Origin of the sequence: Maribacter forsetii DSM 18668, from assembly GCF_000744105.1 — a bacterium.
In the GTDB taxonomy this organism is placed as follows: domain Bacteria; phylum Bacteroidota; class Bacteroidia; order Flavobacteriales; family Flavobacteriaceae; genus Maribacter; species Maribacter forsetii.
Genome location: NZ_JQLH01000001.1, coordinates 1,060,079 through 1,083,871 on the forward strand (window position 1 = coordinate 1,060,079; position 23,793 = coordinate 1,083,871).

At 36.2% G+C, this 23,793-nt stretch carries 20 protein-coding genes; 15 read left to right on the plus strand and 5 right to left on the minus strand.

Features of this window, described 5'->3' with window-relative positions; genetic code table 11:
• The first annotated feature begins 139 nt into the window (after window positions 1–139).
• Window positions 140–1,012 carry a sterol desaturase family protein gene (locus tag P177_RS04500; RefSeq protein ID WP_036152244.1) on the plus strand — a complete coding sequence of 291 codons (873 nt, stop codon included), beginning with the start codon at window positions 140–142 and terminating at the stop codon, window positions 1,010–1,012.
• On the opposite strand, the gene P177_RS04505 is transcribed toward P177_RS04500, so the two are convergent.
• On the minus strand, window positions 1,001–2,236 hold the full coding sequence (locus P177_RS04505; RefSeq protein WP_036157794.1) for an exo-beta-N-acetylmuramidase NamZ family protein: 1,236 nt from the start codon (window positions 2,234–2,236) through the stop codon (window positions 1,001–1,003). The genes P177_RS04500 and P177_RS04505 overlap by 12 nt on opposite strands.
• A 3-nt stretch (window positions 2,237–2,239) precedes the next feature.
• Between P177_RS04505 and P177_RS04510 the strand changes: the two genes are divergently transcribed.
• From P177_RS04510 to P177_RS04540, 7 genes are all read left to right on the plus strand, one after another.
• Entirely contained in the window at window positions 2,240–3,481 is a 1,242-nt protein-coding gene (locus P177_RS04510; protein WP_036152247.1) for an ABC transporter permease, read from the plus strand.
• A gap of 75 nt (window positions 3,482–3,556) precedes the next feature.
• Window positions 3,557–4,852, plus strand: a complete 1,296-nt coding sequence (locus P177_RS04515; RefSeq protein WP_036152248.1) for a M20/M25/M40 family metallo-hydrolase — start codon at window positions 3,557–3,559, stop codon at window positions 4,850–4,852.
• Window positions 4,845–5,630: an aldose epimerase family protein gene (locus P177_RS04520; protein WP_036152251.1), complete on the plus strand. Its 786-nt coding sequence runs from the start codon at window positions 4,845–4,847 to the stop codon at window positions 5,628–5,630. Before P177_RS04515 ends, P177_RS04520 begins: the two co-directional genes overlap by 8 nt.
• Window positions 5,631–5,657: 27 nt before the next feature.
• Entirely contained in the window at window positions 5,658–6,431 is a 774-nt protein-coding gene (locus tag P177_RS04525; protein ID WP_036152254.1) for an SOS response-associated peptidase, read from the plus strand.
• A 3-nt stretch (window positions 6,432–6,434) separates the two neighbouring features.
• Window positions 6,435–6,779: a TfoX/Sxy family protein gene (locus P177_RS04530; protein ID WP_036152256.1), complete on the plus strand. Its 345-nt coding sequence runs from the start codon at window positions 6,435–6,437 to the stop codon at window positions 6,777–6,779.
• Window positions 6,780–6,828: 49 nt separating this feature from the next.
• On the plus strand, window positions 6,829–8,577 hold the full coding sequence (locus tag P177_RS04535) for a SulP family inorganic anion transporter (protein WP_036152258.1): 1,749 nt from the start codon (window positions 6,829–6,831) through the stop codon (window positions 8,575–8,577).
• A 54-nt stretch (window positions 8,578–8,631) separates the two neighbouring features.
• Entirely contained in the window at window positions 8,632–10,041 is a 1,410-nt protein-coding gene (locus tag P177_RS04540) for an MBL fold metallo-hydrolase (RefSeq protein ID WP_036152262.1), read from the plus strand.
• Window positions 10,042–10,051: 10 nt separating this feature from the next.
• On the opposite strand, the gene P177_RS04545 is transcribed toward P177_RS04540, so the two are convergent.
• The 3 genes from P177_RS04545 to P177_RS04555 all read right to left on the minus strand — a co-directional run bounded on the left by P177_RS04545 (window position 10,052) and on the right by P177_RS04555 (window position 12,376).
• Window positions 10,052–11,416, minus strand: a complete 1,365-nt coding sequence (locus P177_RS04545) for an exonuclease domain-containing protein (RefSeq protein WP_036152264.1) — start codon at window positions 11,414–11,416, stop codon at window positions 10,052–10,054.
• Between the two features lie 292 nt (window positions 11,417–11,708).
• Window positions 11,709–11,915, minus strand: coding sequence for a hypothetical protein (locus tag P177_RS04550; protein WP_036152268.1), 207 nt, complete (start codon window positions 11,913–11,915; stop codon window positions 11,709–11,711).
• A gap of 284 nt (window positions 11,916–12,199) precedes the next feature.
• Window positions 12,200–12,376, minus strand: coding sequence for a hypothetical protein (locus P177_RS04555; protein ID WP_157486449.1), 177 nt, complete (start codon window positions 12,374–12,376; stop codon window positions 12,200–12,202).
• A gap of 550 nt (window positions 12,377–12,926) precedes the next feature.
• Between P177_RS04555 and P177_RS04560 the strand changes: the two genes are divergently transcribed.
• Genes P177_RS04560 through eutC form a run of 3 tightly spaced genes read left to right on the plus strand, consistent with a single transcriptional unit; the run spans window position 12,927 to window position 16,355 of the window.
• On the plus strand, window positions 12,927–14,246 hold the full coding sequence (locus P177_RS04560) for an amino acid permease (protein ID WP_036152273.1): 1,320 nt from the start codon (window positions 12,927–12,929) through the stop codon (window positions 14,244–14,246).
• Between the two features lies 1 nt (window position 14,247).
• A complete protein-coding gene (locus P177_RS04565; protein WP_036152275.1) occupies window positions 14,248–15,618 on the plus strand; it encodes an ethanolamine ammonia-lyase subunit EutB in 1,371 nt (456 codons plus the stop codon).
• The gene (gene eutC / locus P177_RS04570; RefSeq protein ID WP_036152278.1) at window positions 15,615–16,355 is read left to right on the plus strand and encodes an ethanolamine ammonia-lyase subunit EutC; all 741 of its coding nucleotides are present in this window, start codon (window positions 15,615–15,617) and stop codon (window positions 16,353–16,355) included. Before P177_RS04565 ends, eutC begins: the two co-directional genes overlap by 4 nt.
• 3 nt (window positions 16,356–16,358) lie before the next feature.
• On the opposite strand, the gene P177_RS04575 is transcribed toward eutC, so the two are convergent.
• Entirely contained in the window at window positions 16,359–16,589 is a 231-nt protein-coding gene (locus P177_RS04575; RefSeq protein ID WP_036152282.1) for a hypothetical protein, read from the minus strand.
• 220 nt (window positions 16,590–16,809) lie between these two features.
• Between P177_RS04575 and P177_RS04580 the strand changes: the two genes are divergently transcribed.
• The 4 genes from P177_RS04580 to P177_RS04595 all read left to right on the plus strand — a co-directional run bounded on the left by P177_RS04580 (window position 16,810) and on the right by P177_RS04595 (window position 23,783).
• Window positions 16,810–18,603: an alkaline phosphatase gene (locus tag P177_RS04580; RefSeq protein ID WP_051941711.1), complete on the plus strand. Its 1,794-nt coding sequence runs from the start codon at window positions 16,810–16,812 to the stop codon at window positions 18,601–18,603.
• A gap of 101 nt (window positions 18,604–18,704) precedes the next feature.
• Window positions 18,705–19,274 (plus strand): RNA polymerase sigma factor, encoded by a 570-nt coding sequence (locus P177_RS04585; RefSeq protein WP_036152289.1) that lies wholly within the window; start codon window positions 18,705–18,707, stop codon window positions 19,272–19,274.
• Window positions 19,275–19,421: 147 nt separating this feature from the next.
• Window positions 19,422–20,360, plus strand: a complete 939-nt coding sequence (locus P177_RS04590) for a FecR family protein (RefSeq protein ID WP_167333094.1) — start codon at window positions 19,422–19,424, stop codon at window positions 20,358–20,360.
• Between the two features lie 201 nt (window positions 20,361–20,561).
• Window positions 20,562–23,783: a SusC/RagA family TonB-linked outer membrane protein gene (locus tag P177_RS04595; protein ID WP_245233002.1), complete on the plus strand. Its 3,222-nt coding sequence runs from the start codon at window positions 20,562–20,564 to the stop codon at window positions 23,781–23,783.
• Window positions 23,784–23,793: the final 10 nt, after the last annotated feature.

A 23,793-nucleotide genomic window follows, 5' to 3' on the forward strand; every position in this document is an offset into this window, starting at 1 on the left:
TTATAAAATCGCTAAAAGTTTATTATATTGAGTGTTTGTTTGCGGATTTGTCAGAATTTATACGTTTAATTGTTGATACTTTAATTGTGTATTAAAGCCCTGTGTCGCATATTCATAACTTAAAGTACATATTTAATTCATGGAACAACTTATAGCATATTTCGAATCGATCCCTGCAGCGCACAGATCACTTATTTTAGTTGGAGGAATTACTTTTTTTTGGATACTAGAAGGTATTGTACCCTTATTTAATGGCCGCTATAATAAATGGAAACACTCGGTTCCTAATTTCTTTTTTACACTTACTACAATAGTTATCAATTTTCCACTAGCATTTTTATTATTAAAAACTTCTGATTGGGCAGTTGCCAATGATTTCGGAATTATTAATTGGTTACCAAAAATGCCTTTGTGGGCGTATGTATTTTTAGGTGTTGCCTTATTAGATTTAATAGGCGCTTATTTGGCCCATCTGGTAGAGCATCGTGTAAAACCACTGTGGATGGTACATTTGGTGCACCATACCGATCATAATGTAGATACTACTACTGCGAATAGACATCATCCTTTAGAGAGTTTAATTCGATATATTTTTACTTTGGTGGGTGTTTTTGTAGTTGGTGCTCCTGTAGGTATAATTATGTTGTACCAAAGTCTTTCGGTAGTATTGTCTCAATTTAATCATGCCAACATTAAATTGCCAAAGAGTGTAGACAAAGCTTTAAGTTGGGTGCTGATTTCACCAGATATGCATAAAGTGCACCATCACTATGTATTGCCATATACAGATAGTAATTACGGAAACATATTTTCTTGGTGGGATCGTTTATTCGGCACCTACATGCATTTAGATAGAGAGAAAATCGTTTATGGTGTGGACACTTTCCCAGATGAGGTTGCAAATGGACAAATTAGCTCGTTGTTGAAATATCCTTTTGTGGGCTATAGAAAACCAACAACCGATGGTAGTGACCTTACAGAAATTGTAAGTGAACAGCCTTTAGTAAAGTAGATACTTTGCTCTTATCTTTTTAAACTTTATAATGTCATCTTGCCAAGTCACTTTTATTTCGGCATTGGTTGCACCGGCTTCAATTTGTTTTTGAAGTCTATCGTTACCAGCGTGTTTGGTGAATCCGCTAGTTAGAAAGAATTTACTTTTATCTACGCAATTGGTATAGGCATCAATAATGTAATCCATTGTTAACTCGTTCATACGCTCAGCTTTAGATAAGTCTTTACCGTAGCATAATTTTCCATCTTCCTTTGGATATTTAGAACCGAAATTTGGCTTTGGAGTATAGGTGAAATTATACATTTTTGAATCTAAAAATGAAGCTCCGTAGCGTTGAAATTGAAACTCCGTTCCACGTCCGGCATTAATATTAGTGCCTTCAAACATTCCTAAACTAGGGTATAGCGTAATAGAAGTGTCATTTGGTAAATTAGGAGAAGGCCTAATTGGTAAGCTATAGAAACTTTCATGTGTCCAGTTTTCTAACGGAATTACAGTTAAGTCCGCTTTCTTATCACCTTCTAACCAATTTTCTTCATTGATCATGTTTGCATATTCACCAATAGTCATTCCATACACTAACGGAATTTTAGTCATCCCAAGAAAAGAGGTATTTGCAGCTTCCATGGTTGGTCCGTCTACATAATGTCCATTCGGGTTAGGGCGGTCCAAAACTAAAACAGGAATTCCTTTTTCGGCACAAGCTTCCATCACCAATTGCATTGTAGATATATAGGTGTAAAAGCGAACGCCCACATCTTGTATATCGAATACAACTAAATCTAAACCTTCTAATTGCTCTTGACTTGGTTTTCTGTTTTTACCATGTAATGATATTAAATCTAGTCCTGTTTTAATGTCCTTACTATTGTTCACATGCTCACCTGCATCAAAATTCCCTCTAAATCCGTGTTCTGGGGCAAATACGTGTTTAATATCTACATTTAAAGAAAGAAGACTATCTACCAAATGTGTATGTCCATCTGGTTTGAAAATAACACTGGTCTGGTTAGCTACAACAGCTATTTTTTTTCCTTTTAAAAGGGGAATATATGCCTCTGTACGATTAGCCGCGACTACAATTTCTTTTGCTTCTTGTTCTATTTGAGGTTCATCGGTTGCTGATGTGGTAATGGCTTGTTCTTTGGTTTCGTTTCCGCAGGTAGCCAATACCAAAAACCATAATAAAACTGTACTTTTGAAATTGGATAAAAATAACATCATTTGAATCTAGAATATTTTATCGCCAAACGGCTTATAAAGGGTAAGGAGCATAAAATTAGCATATCTGCACCAATAATAAAAATAGCCATTGCAGCAATTGCAATAGGGGTTATCATGATGTTGGTCGCCATTGCTACAGGAGGCGGTTTAAAAGAGAAAATACGTGAAAAAGTAACTGCTTTCAACGGTCACGTTCAAATCTATAATTACGACAATAATAATTCTGAAGTTTCTGTCGTGCCGGTGAGCACGGAGCAAGAGTTTTATCCGGACTTCAATATGGTAGATGGTATTGTGCATATACAAGCTGTGGCAACTAAGGCTGGTATTATCCGTACTGAAGAAACCTTTGAAGGTATTATTGCTAAAGGTGTCGGCAAAGAATATAATTGGGAGCCTTTTGATGAATTTTTAATTGATGGTGTTTTACCTGATTATTCTGGGGAGTTGAATTCTGATGTGCTTATTTCGAGAATAATGGCAAATCGGTTGAACTTAAAAGTGGGAGATTCTTTCTTTACCTTTTTCTTGCGGGATGATGCAGCCGATAAAATACCTAACCAAAGAAAGTTTACCATTACCGGAATTTACGATAGCGGATTTGAGGAAATTGACGGACTCTATATTTTTACAGACATACGCCATATACAGCGCATGAATAAATGGAAAGACACCGAAGTGGGTAATTTTGAAATCTTCCTAAATAGTTTTGATGATATTGATCAAAAAGCGAATGAAATCTATGGCGAAACAGTAGCCAGTTTAGATACCAAAACCATAAAAGACAAGTACTATAAAATCTTTGAATGGATAGGCTTGTTCGATTTTAATATTGCCCTGATCATTGGTATCATGATTATTGTTGGTGGTATAAATATGATTACCGCATTATTGGTTTTAATATTAGAACGTACGCCAATGATCGGTATTCTAAAAGCGTTGGGCAGTAACAATTGGAGCATTAGAAAGGTGTTTTTGTATAATGCAGCCTACCTTATTGCAGTTGGGTTGTTCTGGGGTAATCTTATAGGTCTGGGTGTTATTTTTATTCAAGATAAGTTTCGTGTGTTCAAATTTCCTAACCCGAAAGAATACTACATTGAGTACATACCTGTAAGTATAGATCTTTGGACCATTCTTCTTTTAAATGCGGGAGTGTTGCTACTTTGTTTATTGATGCTTTTGATCCCATCATACATTATTACTAGAATTACACCAGTGAAAGCAATTCGATTCGAGTAATTTTTTCAATAGCTTATTTCGTAATTAATCTTCGATTAGACCCCTTTTTGGTAAATTTGATGTAAAACAGACCACATGCATCATAAACTACTATGTACTCTAATCGCTGTGTTTTTATTGACAGGTGTCAATGCACAGAAACTTTCAAAGAACGAGAAGAAGGTTGTTAAATCTATCGAGAAAAATAATGCCGAGGCAATTTCATTTTTAGAAAAAGTCGTAAACATTAATAGCGGAACCTTAAATCTTAAAGGTGTTGAAATGGTAGGGCAAGAATTTGCTACTGCGTTCACTGATATAGGTTTTGAAAGTACTTGGATACCTATGCCCGAAGAAATGAATAGGGCAGGACATTTATTTGCAGAAATTAAAGGCACTAAAGGAAAGAAGTTATTACTAATTGGTCATCTTGATACGGTTTTTGAAGAAGATAGTCCGTTTCAAACTTTTGAAATGGTGAACGACTCTATCGCACATGCACCAGGTGGTAATGATATGAAGGGTGGCGATGTTATAGTCCTATATGCGTTAAAAGCATTACAACAAAACGGATTACTAAATGATGCTCAAATTATTGTAGCCTTTACGGGTGATGAAGAAAGTACAGGTAGTCCGTTAGAAAAAAGTAGACACGATTTAATTGAAGCTGCCAAAAGAAGTGACATAGGTTTAGGTTTTGAAAACTCTACCGGTTTCAATTATGCAACTGTTGCAAGAAGAGGTTCTTCAGGATGGAAAGTTGAGGTAGAGGGCAAGAGAGCGCACTCATCTGGTATTTTTAGTGAAGACACAGGTGCAGGAGCCATTTTTGAAATGTCTAGAATACTAAACGGATTTTATACCGATGTAAAGGGCGAAGATTTATTGACTTTTAATCCGGGTACTTTAGTGGGTGGTACTTTTGTAGAATTCGATGAAATGACCAGTAAGGGAACTGTTTTTGGCAAGACCAATGTAGTGGCGCAAAAAGCAGAAGTCCGTGGCGGATTACGATTTATATCAGAAGAACAAAAAGAACGTGCTCGTGAAAATATGCGAACCGTAGTGGCAAATAATTTGCCACAAACATCTGCAACAGTAACTTTCAAAGATAGTTACCCGGCAATGCAACCAACAGAAGGGAACAAGGCTTTACTGGCAAAATTGAACAAGGTAAGTTTAGATTTAAAGCAAGGAGAAGTTTTAGCATATGATCCAGGTAAAAGAGGTGCGGCAGATACTTCTTTTGTGGCGGAGTATGTAGATTGCTTAGACGGATTGGGTACTATGGGTAATGCAGCTCACACTCCCGAAGAAACAGTGAATTTGAATACTATTAAAGCATTAACGAAAAGAACAGCACTATTAATTTATAGATTGATAAATGAGTAATATAACAACATTAAAAGTAGGTGATCAACAAGTGACAATTGAAGCGGGAGAATTGGTAGGCTACCAAGTTTCTGGTTATGAATTTATGCACCAAAAGGGAAATCCTGGGTGGCGCAGCGTAGATACTGAAATGTTTCCGTTGATCGGACCAACAAATGAGGCAGATTTTAAAGTAAAAACACCTAAAGGTTTTGCTACTCAAGATCAGCACGGTTTGCTTCGTGAAATGAAATATAAGTTAATGGAAAGCTCAGCAAGTAAAGCTGTATTTTCTAAAAAATATACGGCAAATACAGCCGTTTTAAATTCAAAGTATCCTAAAAAATCTACCGCAGAGAAGCTGAGCTGGCCTTACGATTTTGAGTTCGTAAAAACGTTTGAATTAAAAGACAATTCCTTGGTGGTTACGTTTTCAATTTCTGGTGAAGAGGGCATGCCTTTTATGCTAGGGTATCACCCTGCATTTATGCTGCATACTGAAAATGCAATTATATCAACGGGCAATCAGAATATTACAATTCCTGAAGTAATGGCAGTAGGTAGCAGAGCATTGCAAGTTCCTAAAACAGATACCATTATCTTAAAAGATGAAAAATCGCTTCAAATAACATCCGAAGGTTTTAGTCACTTCATGCTTTGGACAGAAGTGCCGAATATGGTCTGTATAGAACCAATCACCTTTTATCCGTATGCCGTAGCACAAGAAAATTTGGCGGAAGGTTTTATGGTATTAAAGAATGAGCCTGCAATGTTTAAGGTTGCACTGAAACCTTTGTAGGTAAAGTTTATAGCGAAAATTGGGTGTATGTGTTATGATGTAAAAACAAGCTTAGAGGCGCAATTAAAAAGGGCAAAACGGAATCAAGATTTAAAGGCAATCGAAGAGATTGTTGAAAAACTGGGACCGTTGACCAATTTGCCGCTTCATCATGCATCGGGCTTTTCGCATCCTGAGGTTTTAATCTATACTAATGAAGACCCGTTTTACCCTATGGTAGCTACTTGGGGTCTTATTCCGCATTGGGTAAATAGTGTTAAACAACAAAAGAAAATTTGGAACAGCACCTTGAATGCTCGGGTAGAAACCATTTTTGAGAAACCTGCTTTTAGGGATGCAGCCAGTGAGAAGCGTTGCATACTCTATGTCGACGGATTTTACGAGCATCAACATTGTAATAAGAAAACATACCCGTATTTCATCCACCGAAAAAATAATGAACCATTAGCATTGGCTGCCTTATGGTCTGAATGGATTCACCCTGAACATGGTGGCACCGTCAATTCTTTTTCTATCGTAACGACTCTAGGTAATGGACTGATGGCAAAAATTCACAATAACCCAAAATTGAAAGAACCTCGTATGCCCTTAATGCTTTCTAAAGATGTGGAAGAGCTGTGGTTATCTCAAAATACGGACTTTGAACAGGAATTGACTGCACTGCTGAATAGGGAAAATGATGTGGAATTACAAGCTCGCACTGTGGGTAAACTTCGTGGTAAGACCTATGCGGGAAATGTAGCTTCAATTGCTGATGAGGTCAAATACCCTGAACTAGAGGATAACGAATTCAAATTCTAAGTTATGGCATATAGCGAGTATTTGGCAGATAGAATACGACCACGTCTAAAGGGAAAAGGCGAATTGGAGGAAAAGAAAATGATGGGCGGACTCATTTTTATGGTCAATGGCAAAATGTGTATTGGTATCATGTTCGACAAAAAAAGCGAAGAAGATAAGCTAATGGTGCGTGTTGGTAAGCTCAAATATGAAGAACTCCTCAATAAACCCGGCAGCAAACCAATGGACTTTACGGGCAAACCCTTGCGTGGTTTTTTGTTTGTTGGTCCCGACGGATTCGACATTGAAGATGATCTAGATTTTTGGGTAGAAAAGGCGTTAGAATTTAATAGACTTTTAAATATATAAAGTAGTGTTACAAAACTTTCAGGGGCTTTGAAATGATTAAATTTGCTGTGTGAAAAACATTTTCCCTTTTTTGGAATGGGTTTCAACCTATAGGAAAGCCAATTTTATAAAAGATTTGTTGGCAGGTCTTACCGTGGGTATCGTATTGGTGCCCCAAGGTATGGCATATGCTATGATAGCAGGGCTTCCGCCTGTTCACGGTCTATATGCCTCATTATTTCCTGTACTTACGTATGCAATTTTAGGAACTTCAAGAAAAATAGCGGTTGGTCCCGTTGCAATGGATTCTTTACTTGTAGCTGTTGGTTTAGGGACATTGGCAATTACGGGAGTAGAGAATTACATAAAAATGGTGGTGGTACTTGCCCTTATGGTAGGTGTTATCCAGTTCTTGCTTGGTGTTCTACGCATGGGTTTTTTGGTCAATTTTCTATCTAAACCCGTAATTAGCGGTTTTACATCTGCAGCAGCGATTATCATAGTTTTCAGTCAGTTGAAGCATTTATTAGGTATTTCTGTTCCCGGTAGTAATGTGGTCTATGAAACTATGTATAATGTATTTAGTGCACTAGGAACAATTAATTGGGTAGATTTTGGTATCGGTCTTGTGGGTATAGCGCTGTTGTTAGGTTTTAAAAAATGGAATAGAAACATTCCCGGTATATTAATTATAGTAGTGGTGGGGATTATTGTCGTTTATGTATTTCAATTGCAGAATTATGGTATTAAGTTGGTAGGAAATGTACCTAGCGGATTGCCATCTTTTGTAATACCAACTTTAGATGTTGAAGATATAAAGCAATTGGCGCCTATTGCCATTGCATTGGCATTGGTAGGGTACCTAGAGGCGATATCAATTGGTAAAGCTTTACAAGATAAAACGGGTGAAGATACAATTAAGGCGAATCAAGAATTAATAGCCTTGGGCTCTTCAAATATTGTGGGTTCTTTTTTTCAAGGTTATCCGGTAACGGCAAGTTTTTCTAGATCAGCGATAAGTTATGACGCTGGTACAAAAACCAATTTATCTGCAATTTTTAGTGTCATATTAGTGGTATTGACCTTACTGTTCTTAACTCCCTTATTTAAATATTTGCCAAATGCTATTTTAGCGAGCATCATCATGGTTTCTGTAGTAAAGTTAATAGATATTGCCTACTTTAAACATTTATGGCTCAACCGTAAAGATGAGTTTTTTGTTATGTTGATTACATTTCTGATTACGCTGTTTGTGGGGATTACGCAAGGAATTTTAATCGGCGTTTTGTGTTCTTTATTGTTGATGGTGTATAGAACATCTAAACCGCATTTTGTAGAGATTGGTAATATCGGTAATTCCGACTATTACAAAAATGTGATTCGTTTTGCAGATGAGGTGGTGGTACGTAATGATCTTTTAATAGTTCGATTCGATTCGCAATTGTACTTTGGTAATTCAGCATATTTTAAAAAGCAGTTATTAAAGCATATCAAAGCAAAGGGACCTCAGTTAAAAGGTATTATTTTGAATGCTGAATCTATAAATTATATAGATGCTACCGCGGCAGATATGCTATCGAAGTTAATACATGATATTCGTGAAAGAGGACTTCAATTTTTTATTGCAGGAGCAATAGGACCAACACGAGATATCATTTTTAATACGGGAATCATTAAAGAATTACAGCGAGAGTTTTTATTCGTTAAAACGAAAGAAGCCGTTGATTTTTTCGAGAATCCAAATGAAATTTCATTATTGGCTGCAAAAGTAGCTTATGAAAATAGCAGAATGGCTAGAGCAAAAAGAAGCCTAAATTAAATAAATCTCGTACCTTAAAGGTGAAGGGATATTTTAAAAATAAAAAAGTGTAGAATGAATATAGAACAGATATATACTGGTTGTTTGGCTCAAGGAGCATATTATATTGAGAGTGATGGTGAAGTAGCTATTATTGATCCATTGCGTGAGGTGAGTCCGTATGTGAAAAGAGCCGAAAATGACAATGCAAAAATCAAGTATATTTTTGAAACACATTTTCATGCAGATTTTGTAAGCGGTCATGTAACCTTATCCAAAGAAACTGGTGCGCCTATAATTTACGGTCCTACCGCAAACCCTTCTTTTGATGCTATTATTGCCGAAGACGGACAAGAATTTAAATTGGGTAAGATTACGTTCAAGGTGTTGCATACACCAGGGCATACTATGGAGAGTACTACCTATTTGTTGCGAGATGAAGACGGTAAAGACCATGCGATTTTTTCTGGAGACACTTTATTTTTGGGTGATGTAGGAAGACCAGATCTAGCACAGAAATCTGCAGACATGACGCAAGAGCAATTAGCAGGTAAGCTGTTTGATAGTTTACGAACTAAAATTATGCCGTTGGCAGATGATGTTATTGTATATCCTGCGCACGGAGCAGGTTCTGCATGTGGTAAGAATATGATGAAGGAAACAGTGGACACCTTGGGCAATCAGAAAAACATGAATTATGCCTTAAGGGCAGATATGACCAAAGAAGAATTTGTAAAAGAAGTAACCGACGGGTTGTTGCCACCGCCTAAATATTTTCCTTTGAACGTAAAGATGAATAAGGAAGGTTATGAGGATATTGGTGATGTGCTTGATCGTGGTAATGTTGAGTTGTCACCCAATGAGTTTGAAAAAGCAGCGAACGACACGGAAGCTTTAGTGTTGGATGTAAGACATCAAGACGAATTTGTAAAAGGTCATATACCAAGATCCATATTTATCGGACTTAATGGTGATTTTGCTCCGTGGGTGGGCGATTTAATTGCCGATACCAAACAACCTTTGTTATTGGTGATTCCTGAAGGAAAGGAAGAAGAAGCAATCACCAGATTATCGCGTGTAGGTTTTGATTCTGCTATTGGATATTTAAAAGGAGGAATTGAAGCTTGGAAAGCGGCAGGTAAGGAAATAGACCAAATAACCTCGATTACTTCATCAGAAGCCAAGGGCCTAATTGATAAAGGCAATGTCGGTATTTTTGATGTTCGTAAAGATGGGGAATACCTAAGTGAGCATTTGGTAGGGGCTGTACATACACCGTTGAGCGAACTGAATAAGCATTTATCTGAATTTCCTAATCAGGGAGAATTCTTGGTGCATTGTGCCGGCGGATACCGTTCTGTAATAGCATCCTCTATTTTAAAAAGTAGAGGAATTCACAATCTAATTGATGTGAAAGGTGGATATGGTGCACTTAAAAATGAAGATTTAGAAAAGACGGATTACGTTTGTCCTACAACCTTATAATCACTTCAGGTTATAATGCAAATACAGCTGTGGGATGATTTCGTACATAGCTTTCAACAATACGCTGGGTCTCCAGCGTATTTTTTTGTGGTGTAATGAACATTTCAAGGTCTTCAATTTGTTCTATAGCTACATCGATAGGGGCAAACCCGTAACCGGCATAATTATTCTCTCTGATGACCACAAATCCGTTTTCATCCAATGTTCTTCCATTGGTTTTTATGACCAGCGTGGAAGCAACGTCTTTTATACTTTGTAAAGCCTCTTGAACGCGTTGGTTGTATTCTTCTACCATTTCTAAGTCAGAACAAATACCTATGCACTGCTTTATTTTATAGTGCGAGCAAACAGCCACATTTTCTTGTAAATGGCAATACTTAGGGCAAAGCTCAAAAGTGCTGCATAGCGTTTCTAAATACTGTCTGGCCTCGGTGGGACTATAACAAATAGCAACCGGATTAGGAGTCATCTTTATTTTATTGAATGCAAGATGTATAATGCCATTACGGTCTTCATATGTGAAAATGCCGTATTGTTGAATAGATCTTTTTTGAGCACTGTTATATTTAGGGTAGTGGTGTTTAATTTCAGCTGATTCTTTCAATAAAGCAATAAGCTCATTACCAGTTTCCTCAAAATCTAATGATGCGGTTTCCGCACAAAGGGTGATTTCCTTTGTCTTTTTATCGTAGAAATGTCCAAGAACTCTTTTTTTTATGTTCTTGGCTTTACCCACGTAAATAATTTTTCCTTTTTGGTCCTTAAAGTAATATATACCTGCGGTTGTTGGTAGCTTAAGATACTCTTCTTTTGGTAAACCAGGAGGTAAAGTAGCCTCTTGAGATTTAGAATTCAAGAATTGTTTAAAAACCGTGTCTGCATTTTCCGTCCTCAATAATTTATGAAACAATAAGACTGTGGCGTGTGCATCACCTCTGGCGCGGTGCCTATCAGTTAGGGGTATTCCAAGTGCTGCTGTTAATTTTCCTAAACTGTAAGAGTTATAGCCCGGTAATAATTTTCTGGATAAACGAACCGTACATAATTTCTTTCTAGAGAAGTCATGTCCTAAAAGTTTAAACTCGTTTTTGATGACATTGTAGTCAAAATTGACGCTGTGGGCTACAAAAATGGTGTCTTTGGTAATATCTAGAATCTGCGGAATTATTTCTTCTAACAGCGGAGCATTACGTACCATGTCATTGTCAATACCTGTAAGTCCGGTAATAAAAGCAGGTATTTTACATTCCGGATTTACTAAAGAGGTAAACTCATCTATAACTTCATGCCCGTCATATTTAAATACGGAGATTTCGGTAATGCGATTGCCTTTAATACCGTTTCCGGTAGTTTCTATGTCAATTATCGTGTACAAAAAGAGAAGAATGTATTTAGTACTGCAAAGTTAGTAGAAAATGCAATAATATAGGTGTATCCTCTTAGGGTTTAAGATAACCTTTAAATGATAATAGGTTATTTAATTATGTAAGTTGAAAGGTTATAGAAAAAGATAGGTGTACCCTTACTGTGAAATAGTAATAAAAGCAATAGAATTGCTTTTTAAATATGAGTGTAGTTAGATTTTATCTAACTGTCTATGTGGTAAAATAAAGATTTATCGGTTAGCCAAAACCAAATAAAATCTATAATTAGTCTAGTGTAATTAATTAATTGCTAACGGCAACTATCTTATCACTGCTCGTTACTTCAAAATTATTATTATCTGAAGTATTTTTTGTAATTACTTTTTCAGCGTTTTCTCTAACTACGAACTCAGAAACTAAATCATAGTCCTTCCCGCAAGAAGATAAACTTAATAGAAAAATAATAGCTGCAACAGGGACGAAAAAGGCTTTGGTAGAGTGAAATTTCATGTAGTTGGTGGTAAAAATTATCTCGCTATTTTATTAGCGCGTTTCGAAAATATTTAAACTTTATTCATTAACGACGAAAAGTTTGTTTTATTCGATGAAATGCACATAAATGTTATTAACACCTCTTGTTAATAACAACAATCGATATGTTTATTAACGTATTAGCTTATATGTTATGTAAGAATAATTGATTATTAAACATAAAAATAAAAACCAAGCCCTTCATTTTCGTTGCTTCTCTATTTCCCCCGATTTCGATAGGCAATTTCCATGAAGGGCTTGGTCTAAAAAATATTCAATGTCTTTAAAACGTCGGTAGTTTTTTGATGACTTCTTTTATGATGAAGTTTAATAATGTGTAATAGTTCAGATTCGGTTAGCTCATAGTTTGTCTTCAGCGTTTTAATTTTTTGCTCTCCTATAAGTGCTAAAATTTGAAGTTCTTCTTTTTGTCTCTGCATTTTTTTCCAGTTTAGATCCGCCCTCTTGTGGGGAGGACGGATTTTTACAACTAACAACTAACAACTAACAACTAACTCAATTAACTGTTCTAAATACTGGTATAAAACTATAGGAAGTCAACTTTCTGAACAATACCCACTAAAGGGGATATTCTAAATAATTATACTAAGTATTTGAATTTCTATAAAAGTTGAATTCTAATTAACTTTTTTTTCAACAGGTTTAAAAAACACAAAGAATTTAAACTTACCTTGATGTTTAGATAAACTTGACCTTAATAAATGAATGCATCTTTGCATTGAGTTTAGAATAAGTTTGAGTTAGTTGAATAACCGGTACATCCTCATAGTGTATCGGTTTTTTTGTGCCTTCGTTTTACTTCAGAAATTAAAAATCTATAGTCTTAAAATTGTCGGTTTTTAAAAATGTACCTATTAATTTTATTGATTTCATACTTCTATGTCAATTCTAATTTATTAAATAGGTATTACATACAAGGTGTCATAATTAATCTTAGCTTTAAGGTGAACGTTAGTATCGCATATTTTAATGAAGATTACCGAAAAGCCTGCCATTTCTAAGAAAATTGGAGTTTTTGCCATTTGGGCAATTGGCGTTGGTATGGTGATTTCAGGTGAATCTTTCGGCTGGAATTTAGGTTGGGCCATTACCGGGCCATTATGGTTTTTTGTTCCTGTGGCTGTTGCGGCTTTAATGTACTTTGGGCTAGTGCAAAATTTAATTGAATTGGCATGTGTATATCCTAATGCCAATGGTCCGCATTCTTATGTAGAAAAAGCTTTTGGTAATAAATGGGGCTATTTTGTAGGGCTAGCTATTTTGTTTGAATTTTTATTTGCCACTCCTGCAATTGCCAGTTCTCTCGGTGAATATTTAGGGTTTTTAATAGATGATTTAACAATGTCTCCTTGGATAGCCACACTTTTTATATTGTTTTTCTCTATCATAAACCTTTTTGAAATACACGTTGGGGTGCGCTTGTTAGTGATTTTGACCTTGTTGGCCATTGCAGAATTATTTTTGTATCAAGCTTCTGTCGTTGGCTCTTTTCAGATAGAAAACCTGATGAATTCAGGAGTAGGGTCATTAGATGTTGAGCGTTTTGTTCTAGCTATTCCATATGCTATTTGGTTGTTTTTAGCCATTGAAGGAATATCGCTTATGACCAAATCAATCGATAGAAAGGGGTTTAGAAAAACGATTACCAAGGGGTATAATCTCGCTTTTTTTACCTTATTGACTTTGGCGCTTTTGGTGTTATTTCTTGCCGCTGGAGGTATAGATTGGACATTGCCAGAGAGTTTGGATATTCTGAATGAAAATCACCCAATGCCGGCATCTATGGCATTGATTCTGGGCAAAGAGAATTTTTTAGTGCAACTATTTACATTTATTGGTTTATTTGGGCTCATAGCTTCTTTACAGGGAATTGCTTTTGCGACAACTACGCAGCTAGAACCCTTGCTGCCAGATTTAAAAATCAAAGGGGTTTCTAAAAGAGCCGTTGCTTCTGCGTTGGTTTTTATTATTAGCCTTGTTGCTATTTGGAGTAGCCAAACAGGGTTTTTAATTGAACTGTCGGTATTTGGGGCGGTATGTATGTATTTGGCGGTTAGCGCATCATTATTAGTGTTAAGAAAAAAGAAAGCCTCGGTATTATCATCGTTACCTGAGTTCGATTGGTATCGACATTCGGATTTTAACCCTATTTTCTCTACCGTTAGCGCTATGACTGCTGTAATTATTTCGCTAATTTGTGTATTGGCTTTTGCATACCTTCAATTTACGGCGTTTGTTATTTTTATTGCTTGTAGCTTGGTGTATGTATTTTTAATCCGGAAAAAGTAGCATGGCTTATCAATTTACATTGGGAAAACAGAATTATCTTTTTGATGATTTGAAATCTGTTTTGGCAAAAGCGAGTCCGTTAAGATCGGGCGATGCTTTGGCGGGTTTGGCAGCAGCAAGTAATACCGAAAGAATTGCGGCTCAGTATGTGTTGAGTGAATTGCCCCTAAAAGTTTTTTTAAATGAAGCTGTAGTCCCTTATGAATTAGATGAGGTTACTCGGTTAATAATCGATACCCATGATGTCAAAGCTTTTGATTTTATTTCTCATTTTACGGTAGGTGACCTTAGGGATTGGTTGCTAGAAAATACTACATCTGGGCAAAATATTTTAGAGGTTAGCAAGGCATTGATTCCAGAAATGGTTGCTGCCGTATGCAAGCTAATGCGGAATCAAGATTTAATTGCCGTTGCTTCCAAAATTCAAGTAATTACCCGTTTTAGAAACACAGTCGGCTTAAAAGGTAATGTTTCTGTGCGTTTACAGCCCAATCATCCAACGGATGATATGAAAGGGATATTAGCAAGTACGATTGACGGTTTGTTGTATGGTTGTGGAGATGCGGTTATTGGTATTAATCCCGCAACCGATAGTCCTAATGTGACTATTAATCTCTTGAAAATGCTTGATGATGTTCGTTTAAAATATGAAATTCCTACCCAGAGTTGTGTTTTGTGCCATGTAACTACGGCTTTACAGATTATGGATAAAGCTCCGGTAGATTTGGTATTTCAATCCATTACCGGTTCGCAAAAGGCCAACAGTTCTTTTGGTATCGATCTACAAGTTTTAAAGGAAGCTCATGATGCTACTTTAGCTTTGGCGAGAGGTACGGTTGGTAATCAATCTATGTATTTTGAAACCGGTCAAGGGTCTGCTTTATCTGCAAATGCCCATCATGGTGTTGACCAGCAAACAATGGAAGCAAGGGCTTATGCGGTCGCTAGACACTTTGATCCTTTTTTGGTGAACTCGGTGGTTGGTTTTATTGGTCCGGAATATTTGTTTGATGGAAAACAGATTACCCGTGCAGGATTGGAGGATCACTTTTGTGCCAAAGTTATGGGGCTACCTATGGGTATGGATGTATGTTATACCAACCATGCAGATGCCGATCAAGATGATATGGATAATTTATTGACCTTATTAGGCGTAGCCGGATGTAATTTTTTTATGGGTGTACCCGGTACAGATGATATAATGCTAAACTACCAATCTACCTCTTTTCATGATGCATTGTATTTACGTAAAGTTCTTGGTAAAAAGCCAGCACCGGAGTTTGAGGCTTGGTTGTTGAATATGGGTATTGTTGATGAATTGGGAAATAAGCGAAGTGTAGGTGATACGAATAAATTGTTGCTAAATTTATGAGCAAGGATATAACCATAGCCAATAAATGGCAACAATTAAAGCAACATACCAAGGCAAGAGTAGCGCTTGGTAATGTAGGTACAGGTTTGCCATTGAGCGAAGTTCTGGCGTTAAAACATGCACATGCAATGGCAAAGGATGCTATTGTAACCAAGTTAGATGTTGAGGGTCTATCCCAAAAATGTATAGAACAAGCAATACCATATCAAATATTCAATAGTGAAGCAAGCGACAGACTTGAGTATTTAAAAAGACCCGATCTTGGTAGGCAGTTACTGTTCAATACTAATTTAAAAAAGACTGAAAAGGTCGATATTGTTTTTGTCATTACTGACGGACTTTCAGCAAAAGCAGTAAATACCAATGCTTTTAAAGTTTTAAACCATCTTTTTCCAAATATAAACGAAGATTATTCTTTAGCAATTGCAATTGTTCAACAAGGGAGAGTTGCTATAGGTGATGCTGTAGCGGAATTGTACCGTGCAGATTTTGTAGCTGTATGTATTGGTGAAAGACCAGGTTTGTCCTCTCCTGAGAGTATGGGTATTTACACCACGTATCAACCAAAAATAGGCTTTACGGATGAGCGTAGAAATTGTATTTCAAATATTCATGCGAACGGACTAAGTGGTAAACAAGGTGCTCAACTTCTGCAGTATTTAATTGAAAAATCTTTCGCTTTAAAAATTAGCGGAGTAGCATTAAAGCTTGAAGTTGGTGAAATATTAAAAAACTAGTTTTTAAAGCTTGACCTTTATTTCCTTTATTTTAAATGCTTGAGTCCTAAGAAGATTTTGAAAAATACGAACTATTCTTTCCTGGTTTTCTTCAGGAATACGACCGCCAATAATCCAGTTTTTTTTAACGTACTTGATGCTTTCCAAATTAAACTCTGACTTTAACAGTTGTAAAGCTTCCTCGCGAGTTTCGTCGTTCATTTTACTGAACATTTGTCTTATATTTTCGGTCATTGGTGGTTATGGTAGTTGTCAAAAATAAATAAAAAAGTCTTTCAGCTTGCTAAAAAAATAAAATAGATATGAGCATTTTCATAACATCTTAATGTTTACTTGACCTTAAATTAAAATAATAATGAAATTTTGACCTCACTTTTGCAATCTGTTAAATTTTCTTGAGGTATAACCATACCTTAAATTTATTACCAAACTTCCATACTTATACAATAGACATATGAAATTTCTGAAATTACCAATAGCCTGCTTGTTGTTTATTAACATGTTTGTAGCTGTTGCCCAAGATTATAAAGTTCATTCCCATAACGATTATAAGCAGAATATTCCCTTTTGGAAAGCTTTTGGTGCAGAGGTGCAGTCAATTGAAGTAGATGTTTTTTATAAGAACGGAAAGTTAATGGTTGCCCATGAACAAGGTGAAATAGAAGAAAATAAAACATTAGAGAGGCTCTATTTAAATCCGTTGCAAGAAGCTTTAGATTTAAATTTGTCAGCCAATAGATCTTTGCAATTATTGATTGATGTAAAGACCGATGCTTATAAAACTTTAGATGCTATTGTAGCTAGTCTAAAAAAGTATCCGTCAATTACCAGCAATAAGGATGTAAAAATTGTCATCTCTGGTAACCGCCCGGCATTAGAAGAATATGTAGATTATCCAAGTTATATTTATTTCGACTATCAAAGTCTACAACCGGTAACCGATACAGAAGTACTTGATAAAATTGCCTTGGTTAGTGTTAGTTTTAAGAACTATTCTGAATGGAACGGTAAAGGTAGGCTTACCTCAAAAGATTATAATAAGGTAGCCGAGGTCATAGCACAGGCACATCAACTAAATAAGGCTTTTCGTTTTTGGGCTACTCCAGACTCTAAATCCGCCTGGAAAGCTTTTGTAAACATGGGTGTCGATTTTATTAATACCGATATGCCTAATGAATGTGTAAGCTATATTTCTTCACTGAATGAAAGGGTAGTGCAGCATTCTATTTTTTCTGAGGCCTATTACCCAACTTTTGAGTCGGATAAAGCACAGCGCAGACCAAAGAATATTATTTTATTGATTGGTGATGGCAATGGATTAACACAAATATCGGCTACTATTTTAGCAAATAATGGCGATTTGTCATTAACGCAATTAAAAAGTATTGGGTTGATTAAAACCCAATCTGCAGATGATTTTACCACAGATTCTGCAGGTGCGGGTACTGCCATTGCTACTGGTCAAAAAACGAACAATAGAGCAATAGGGACCAATGTAAGTGGTGAAGCTATTCCTAATCTAACCGAAATTTTATCCAAAAAAGGCTTCAATACAGGTGTCATTACTACTGATGAAATTATTGGTGCAACTCCTTCTTCGTTTTTTGCACACCGTACTGATCGGGGTATGGCCGATGAGATAGCATCAGACTTGTACACTTCTCAATTAAAACTGTTCATTTCACAACCAACCTCAGCAGTTAAAGAAATTGAAAATACAGAGTTTGTTATGAAAACAGACCTAAATACTATTGGGACGAGTACAGATGAAAAGGTTGGGGCATGGTTCAATGCTACTAATGAAAAGCCTTTAACTGTTTATGTTGAAAAACTTGCATTAGCAACTAAAAATGGATTGTCTTTTTTAAATAATAAGAAGAAACCTTTTTTCTTGATGTCAGAAGGCGCTAAAATAGATAGCTATGGGCATGCCAATGATATTAATGGTGTTATTACTGAAAGTATCTCTTTTGACAAGGCCATTTCCGAAGCTTTAAAATTTGCCGATACAGATAAAAATACCTTGGTGGTCATAACCGCAGATCACGAAACGGGCGGGTTGACCATACCGCAAGGTAATATTGCTAAACATGAAATTGAGGCAGACTTTACTACTCATGACCATACTGGCGTTATGGTTCCTGTTTTTGCATACGGTCCAATGTCACAAGAATTTCAAGGGGTGTACGAGAATAATGAAATTTTCGCGAAGCTATTAAACGTATTGGATGTAACTACAAGGAAGTAGTTTTTAGCAACTATCTAAAGGTCTTGCTATAGAGATCATTTTACCTAATGTTTACAATGTTATAATATAACTTCAATTAATTTAAGGGAGATTTGTGAACTATGAAAAAGAAGGGCATGGATACTATTGAAATTGAAGATTTGGTTTTGCGTGTTAAGAAATCAGATCAAAAAGCATTCAATACATTGTTCAACGAATTATGGGAACCTATGTATTCTTATGCCTGTTCTATTCTTATGAACGACAGCCTCGCTCAAGATATTGCTCAAGATATTTGGGTAGATTTTTGGCAACGAAGGCATGATTTAGAAGTGAATCATATGAAGTCTTACTTATATAAGGCGATTCGTTATAAGTGTTACAATCATTTAAGAGACCAGAAATTCAACAAGATTCAAATAGAAATGGCAGGTTCGATTTCTGTAGCATCAGAAGTGGATCAAAATGATGATGTAATAGAACTATCTACAAGAATAAATAGTGTTATCTCTCATCTTCCTAAAAGATGCCAGGTGATATTTAGGCTCAGTCGTGTCAACAATATTGACAATAAGGAGATTGCCAGTCAATTAGATATTTCCCAACGCTCTGTTGAGAATCAAATTTCTTATGCTTTACGACAATTACGTAAAGAACTTGCAGTGGCAAAAACGTTGTTTTCCTTTCTTTAGTTTCCTTTTCATTATCTAAAAGTTAAGTGAACGGTTGTTTTGTTAAGTAACCATTAAGCCTGCTTTTTTGAGTGTGCGTACCCCGTCGGTTTCGGTACTTATCATTGTAACGATAGTATAATGACCGAAAAAGAAGTAAAAATACTCATGACCAAGTTCCTTAATGGTACCATTACAGCCAATGAGGAAAAGCTATTAGAAAAGTTCGATGCTTCTTTAATTATTAAAAATGAAGATCGTGTTTTTAAAAGTGATGACCATAAAAAACAACTGGGTAAAAAACTGTTGCATAAAATAGACAGTAAGCAAAATAAGAAGTCGAAAAAATCGTGGCTAAAAGTAGCCGCAGCAATTGCAGTTATTATCAACCTTGGGGTTGTAGCCTATTTTGGTTTGAATGCGGGTAATAAAATTCCTGAAACCGTTTCACAAATAGTTGAAACTACAGATTGGGGTAAACGAAAAGATTTTGTGCTATCTGACGGAACTGAGATAAAATTGAATTCGGGAAGCACCATTTCATTTCCAGAAAAATTTATTGGTAATACAAGGGAGGTAACATTGATAGGAGAAGCTTTTTTTAATGTAGCCAAGAATCCTGATAAGCCTTTCATTATTAAATCCGGAGATGTGTGTACAACTGTACTCGGTACATCATTCAATATTAATGCCTACCCAAAAAGTGATGATATTTCAGTGACCGTGGCTACGGGAAAAGTGCAAATAGGTGCTAAAAACAGTTTAGTATACCTCTTGCCAAATGAGCAGGGAGTGTTCCATAAAAAATTAGATAGTATATCAAAGAAAGATGTTGATATCACAGGGTTGCTCAACTGGCAAAAAGGAATCTTGAAGTTCGATGATATTACATTAAAAGAGGCATTGGTCCATTTAGAAAAGTGGTACGGAGTCACTTTTGTAATCAGTAATGAACAACGTTTAGAATGTCATATTTCGGCATCCTTTGATAATGAAACCTTATCCAATGTTTTGGAAAGTATTAGCTATGTGAAAAATGGATTGTCATTTCAGCCTTTGAAGAATAACCAGATTCTGATTAAGGGAAACTGTATAGATAAAAACTAATTAACCAAAAACAACCTATGATGTAGAAACAAAAAAAGAGACAGCCTGTAACACTTTGGCGAGCTAAAACAGACTGTCATTTATTCAACAATTATTATTGATAACAACCATTAAACATTATGTGAAATTATGAATTTGCTAACTATTAAACAATTTATCAAGTTGACATTCAATACGTTTTGTCTCCTTATAATCATGGCGATGCTGAATCCCATACTTGCAGCTGACCTTAGGGGCCAAAAATTAGAAAATTATAAAGTGGATATTGCCGTAAAAGGCGCATCGGTTTTGGATATTTTAGATGATATCGAAAATCAGACGAATTTTAAATTTGTCTATGACCGCAAAGTGGGTAAGTTGAAAAACACCTATAATATTGCGCATGACGGCGTGTCTTTACGTTCGGTGTTAGAGCTAATGGCCAAAGATGCTAACCTTACGTTCAGAAGAATTAACAAAACCATCTCGATAACTGTAAAACCTAAGGTCTACAAAAGAGTGGTAGAAGTTGAGTTCCTAACTGTAAATGGTACGGTAACAGATCAAGGCGGTGTTCCTTTGGTGGGTGCAACGGTACTTGAAAAAGGAACTTTGAACGGAGTTACGACAGATTTTGATGGTAACTTCACCATAGATGTTAAGAGCGATGCTGTATTAGAAGTATCGTATTTGGGCTTTACAACTCAAGAAATAGCGCTACAGGGTCAAACTACGTTGACCGTTCAGTTAGCGGAAGATGCTACCCAGTTAGATGATGTTGTTGTCGTTGGTTACGGTACTCAAAAACGATCGGATGTGACCGGTTCTATTGCATCGGTAAAGAGCGAAAACTTTAATAAAGGGGTAGTTGCCAATCCTGGTCAGCTATTACAAGGTAAGGTTGCCGGTGTTAACATTACTTCGGTAAGTGGTGAGCCTGGTGCCTCCCAAAATATCGTTATTCGTGGTATCGGTAGTTTTAGATCAGGTACTTCACCTTTGTTCGTTATTGATGGTTTTGTCATTGATAATACTTCTACGGGTGTAGCTTCCAATCCTTTAAATTTCATCAATCCGCAAGATATTGAGTCTATGGATGTATTGAAAGATGCTTCTGCCGCTGCCATATATGGGGCACGTGCTGCAAACGGGGTAATTGTGATCACGACCAAAAAAGGAAAAACCGGTAAAACGGAAATGAATGTTTCGGTCTCAACTGCTTTTGCAACATTGGCAAATAAAATTGATGTTTTTTCTGCGGATGAGTTTAGAACGCAGGTGCCAACTGTTGGTGGTACTTTGGTTGATGGAGGTGCAAATACCAATTGGCAAGATGAGCTTACACAAACAGGAATATCTAAAAATGTAAACTTTTCTATGAGCGGTGGTGCTTCAGATAAATTCAACTATTATGCTTCGGTAGGGGTTGATGATCAGGAGGGTACGTTTGCAAATAGTTCTTTAAAAAGATACTCTGGTCGTTTAAACTTAAATCAAAAAGCATTGAATGGTAAGTTGAACGTAGATTTTAATCTTTCCGCTACCAGAACATTGAACAATAGACCAGATGCTAGCGCTACGGTTACAGATATGTTAGAGTTGAATCCTACCATTCCTTTATACACGAATGGAGAACCAACGATATTGGATGATAACAGATTAAACCCGTTGATACGAAACGAAATTTATGCAGATGAGTCTAACAGCAATCGTATTCTAGCCAATATTTCCCCATCTGTAGAATTTGTAAAGGGGCTAACATATAAACTGAGCTTGGGTGTAGATTATTCTTCTACGAATAGAGATCAGCAACGTGCGCCTTATGCTTTGTTAGAAGATTTAAATCAAGGGTATTTAAATACATGGATTACTACTAACCAAAATACACAGGTAGATAATACCTTGACCTATACATTTGAAAAAGGTGATCATGGGGCAACGATTTTAGTAGGTCATTCGTACCAAGAAGTGTTATTTCAACAAAAGAGATTCGAGCTACAAAGTTTTGCCGACAATGACATTGATCCAAGATATCAAGATCAGATCAGTAGTCAAGAATTTCCTACTAGTTTATTTTCTACTGCAGAGAAGAATGAGTTACAGTCTTTCTTTGGTAGGGTAAATTATGACTATCAAGATAAATATTTATTGACTGCCACTATGCGTGCAGATGGTTCTTCAAAATTTGGAGAGAACAATAAGTATGGATATTTTCCTTCTGTTGCCTTAGGTTGGAATATTAGCAAAGAGAATTTCTTGGCAGAAAGTACAGTTGTTAATAACTTAAAGTTACGAGCTAGCTGGGGGCAAACGGGTAGTCAAGAAGGTATAGATAATAAAGTTTCCTTGGCGAGTTATATTGATAGTAAAAGTGATAATGATACCTACCCTTTAGATGATAGTGCTACTACTTTAGATGGTTACCCTTTTGGTACGGTACCAGCGAGAACTGCCAATCCCAATTTAAAATGGGAGGTAGCTACACAAACCAATATAGGTCTTGATTATGGTTTCTTGAACAATAAGATTACAGGTACAATAGATTACTTTAATAAGGTAACTACAGATGTAGTTTTGTTCGCCAATAGAGTAGATCCAATTCAGCCAACCGAGAAAATATGGACCAATCTTGAAGATTTGGAAATACATAACTCAGGTCTTGAATTTGCATTGGATTTTAGAACAATGATCGGTGAAGATTTCTCATTAAATGTTGGTGGTAATGCTACTTTCATAAACAATGAGGTAACAGATTCTCCTTTTGCCATTATTACCACTGGTGCTGCGCAAGGTGGCGGTCAAACGGGTGCTACGATCAATGGTTATTTAAATAATGAAGCTATCGGTACTTTTTACATGAAAGAGTTTATTGGTATTGGTGATGATGGTTTAAATCAATTTAGAGATGTTAATGGCGATGGTGAAATTTTAGATGATGACCGTATTGCCTCGGGTAGTGCTTTGCCAGATTTCACCTATGCGTTCTATTTGAATTTCGATTATAAGAATTTTGATCTTGGTTTTAACTTCAATGGTGTTTCCGGTAATAAAATTTATAACCATACCGCAATGTCCTCTTTCTCAAAAGGGCAATTGAGCAGAAACTTGAATACAACAGATTTTGCTATTCAATTTCCAAACGAAGATGTTAGCAATTCCAATGAGGTTTCAACGAGATATTTGGAAGACGGTGCTTACCTAAAATTGAATAATGCTACGTTGGGGTACAACCTTTTGGCAAGTAAAATAGGCTTGGGCGATTATGTGAACAATATACGTTTTACACTTACAGGTCAGAATTTATTCATCATTACAGATTATACGGGCTACAGCCCAGAGGTAAATACAGGTAATGCAATAGATGGTATTCAAACTTTTGGTATTGACCGGTATACTTACCCTAACTCAAGAACCATCTTGTTCGGTTTAAATGTATCCTTTTAACATAAAAAAA

Bases quoted from the DNA above. Each gene is read 5' to 3' on its own strand.
- P177_RS04590 (WP_167333094.1), top strand. From the start codon at position 19,422: ATGACCAAGTTCCTTAATGGTACCATTACAGCCAATGAGGAAAAGCTA.
- P177_RS04560 (WP_036152273.1), top strand. From the start codon at position 12,927: ATGAAGATTACCGAAAAGCCTGCCATTTCTAAGAAAATTGGAGTTTTT.
- P177_RS04515 (WP_036152248.1), top strand. From the start codon at position 3,557: ATGCATCATAAACTACTATGTACTCTAATCGCTGTGTTTTTATTGACA.
- P177_RS04575 (WP_036152282.1), bottom strand. From the start codon at position 16,589: ATGACCGAAAATATAAGACAAATGTTCAGTAAAATGAACGACGAAACT.
- P177_RS04555 (WP_157486449.1), bottom strand. From the start codon at position 12,376: ATGCAGAGACAAAAAGAAGAACTTCAAATTTTAGCACTTATAGGAGAG.
- P177_RS04505 (WP_036157794.1), bottom strand. From the start codon at position 2,236: ATGTTATTTTTATCCAATTTCAAAAGTACAGTTTTATTATGGTTTTTG.
- P177_RS04585 (WP_036152289.1), top strand. From the start codon at position 18,705: ATGAAAAAGAAGGGCATGGATACTATTGAAATTGAAGATTTGGTTTTG.
- P177_RS04520 (WP_036152251.1), top strand. From the start codon at position 4,845: ATGAGTAATATAACAACATTAAAAGTAGGTGATCAACAAGTGACAATT.
- P177_RS04580 (WP_051941711.1), top strand. From the start codon at position 16,810: ATGAAATTTCTGAAATTACCAATAGCCTGCTTGTTGTTTATTAACATG.
- P177_RS04540 (WP_036152262.1), top strand. From the start codon at position 8,632: ATGAATATAGAACAGATATATACTGGTTGTTTGGCTCAAGGAGCATAT.
- P177_RS04525 (WP_036152254.1), top strand. From the start codon at position 5,658: ATGTGTTATGATGTAAAAACAAGCTTAGAGGCGCAATTAAAAAGGGCA.
- P177_RS04550 (WP_036152268.1), bottom strand. From the start codon at position 11,915: ATGAAATTTCACTCTACCAAAGCCTTTTTCGTCCCTGTTGCAGCTATT.
- eutC (WP_036152278.1), top strand. From the start codon at position 15,615: ATGAGCAAGGATATAACCATAGCCAATAAATGGCAACAATTAAAGCAA.
- P177_RS04530 (WP_036152256.1), top strand. From the start codon at position 6,435: ATGGCATATAGCGAGTATTTGGCAGATAGAATACGACCACGTCTAAAG.
- P177_RS04565 (WP_036152275.1), top strand. From the start codon at position 14,248: ATGGCTTATCAATTTACATTGGGAAAACAGAATTATCTTTTTGATGAT.
- P177_RS04595 (WP_245233002.1), top strand. From the start codon at position 20,562: ATGCTGAATCCCATACTTGCAGCTGACCTTAGGGGCCAAAAATTAGAA.
- P177_RS04500 (WP_036152244.1), top strand. From the start codon at position 140: ATGGAACAACTTATAGCATATTTCGAATCGATCCCTGCAGCGCACAGA.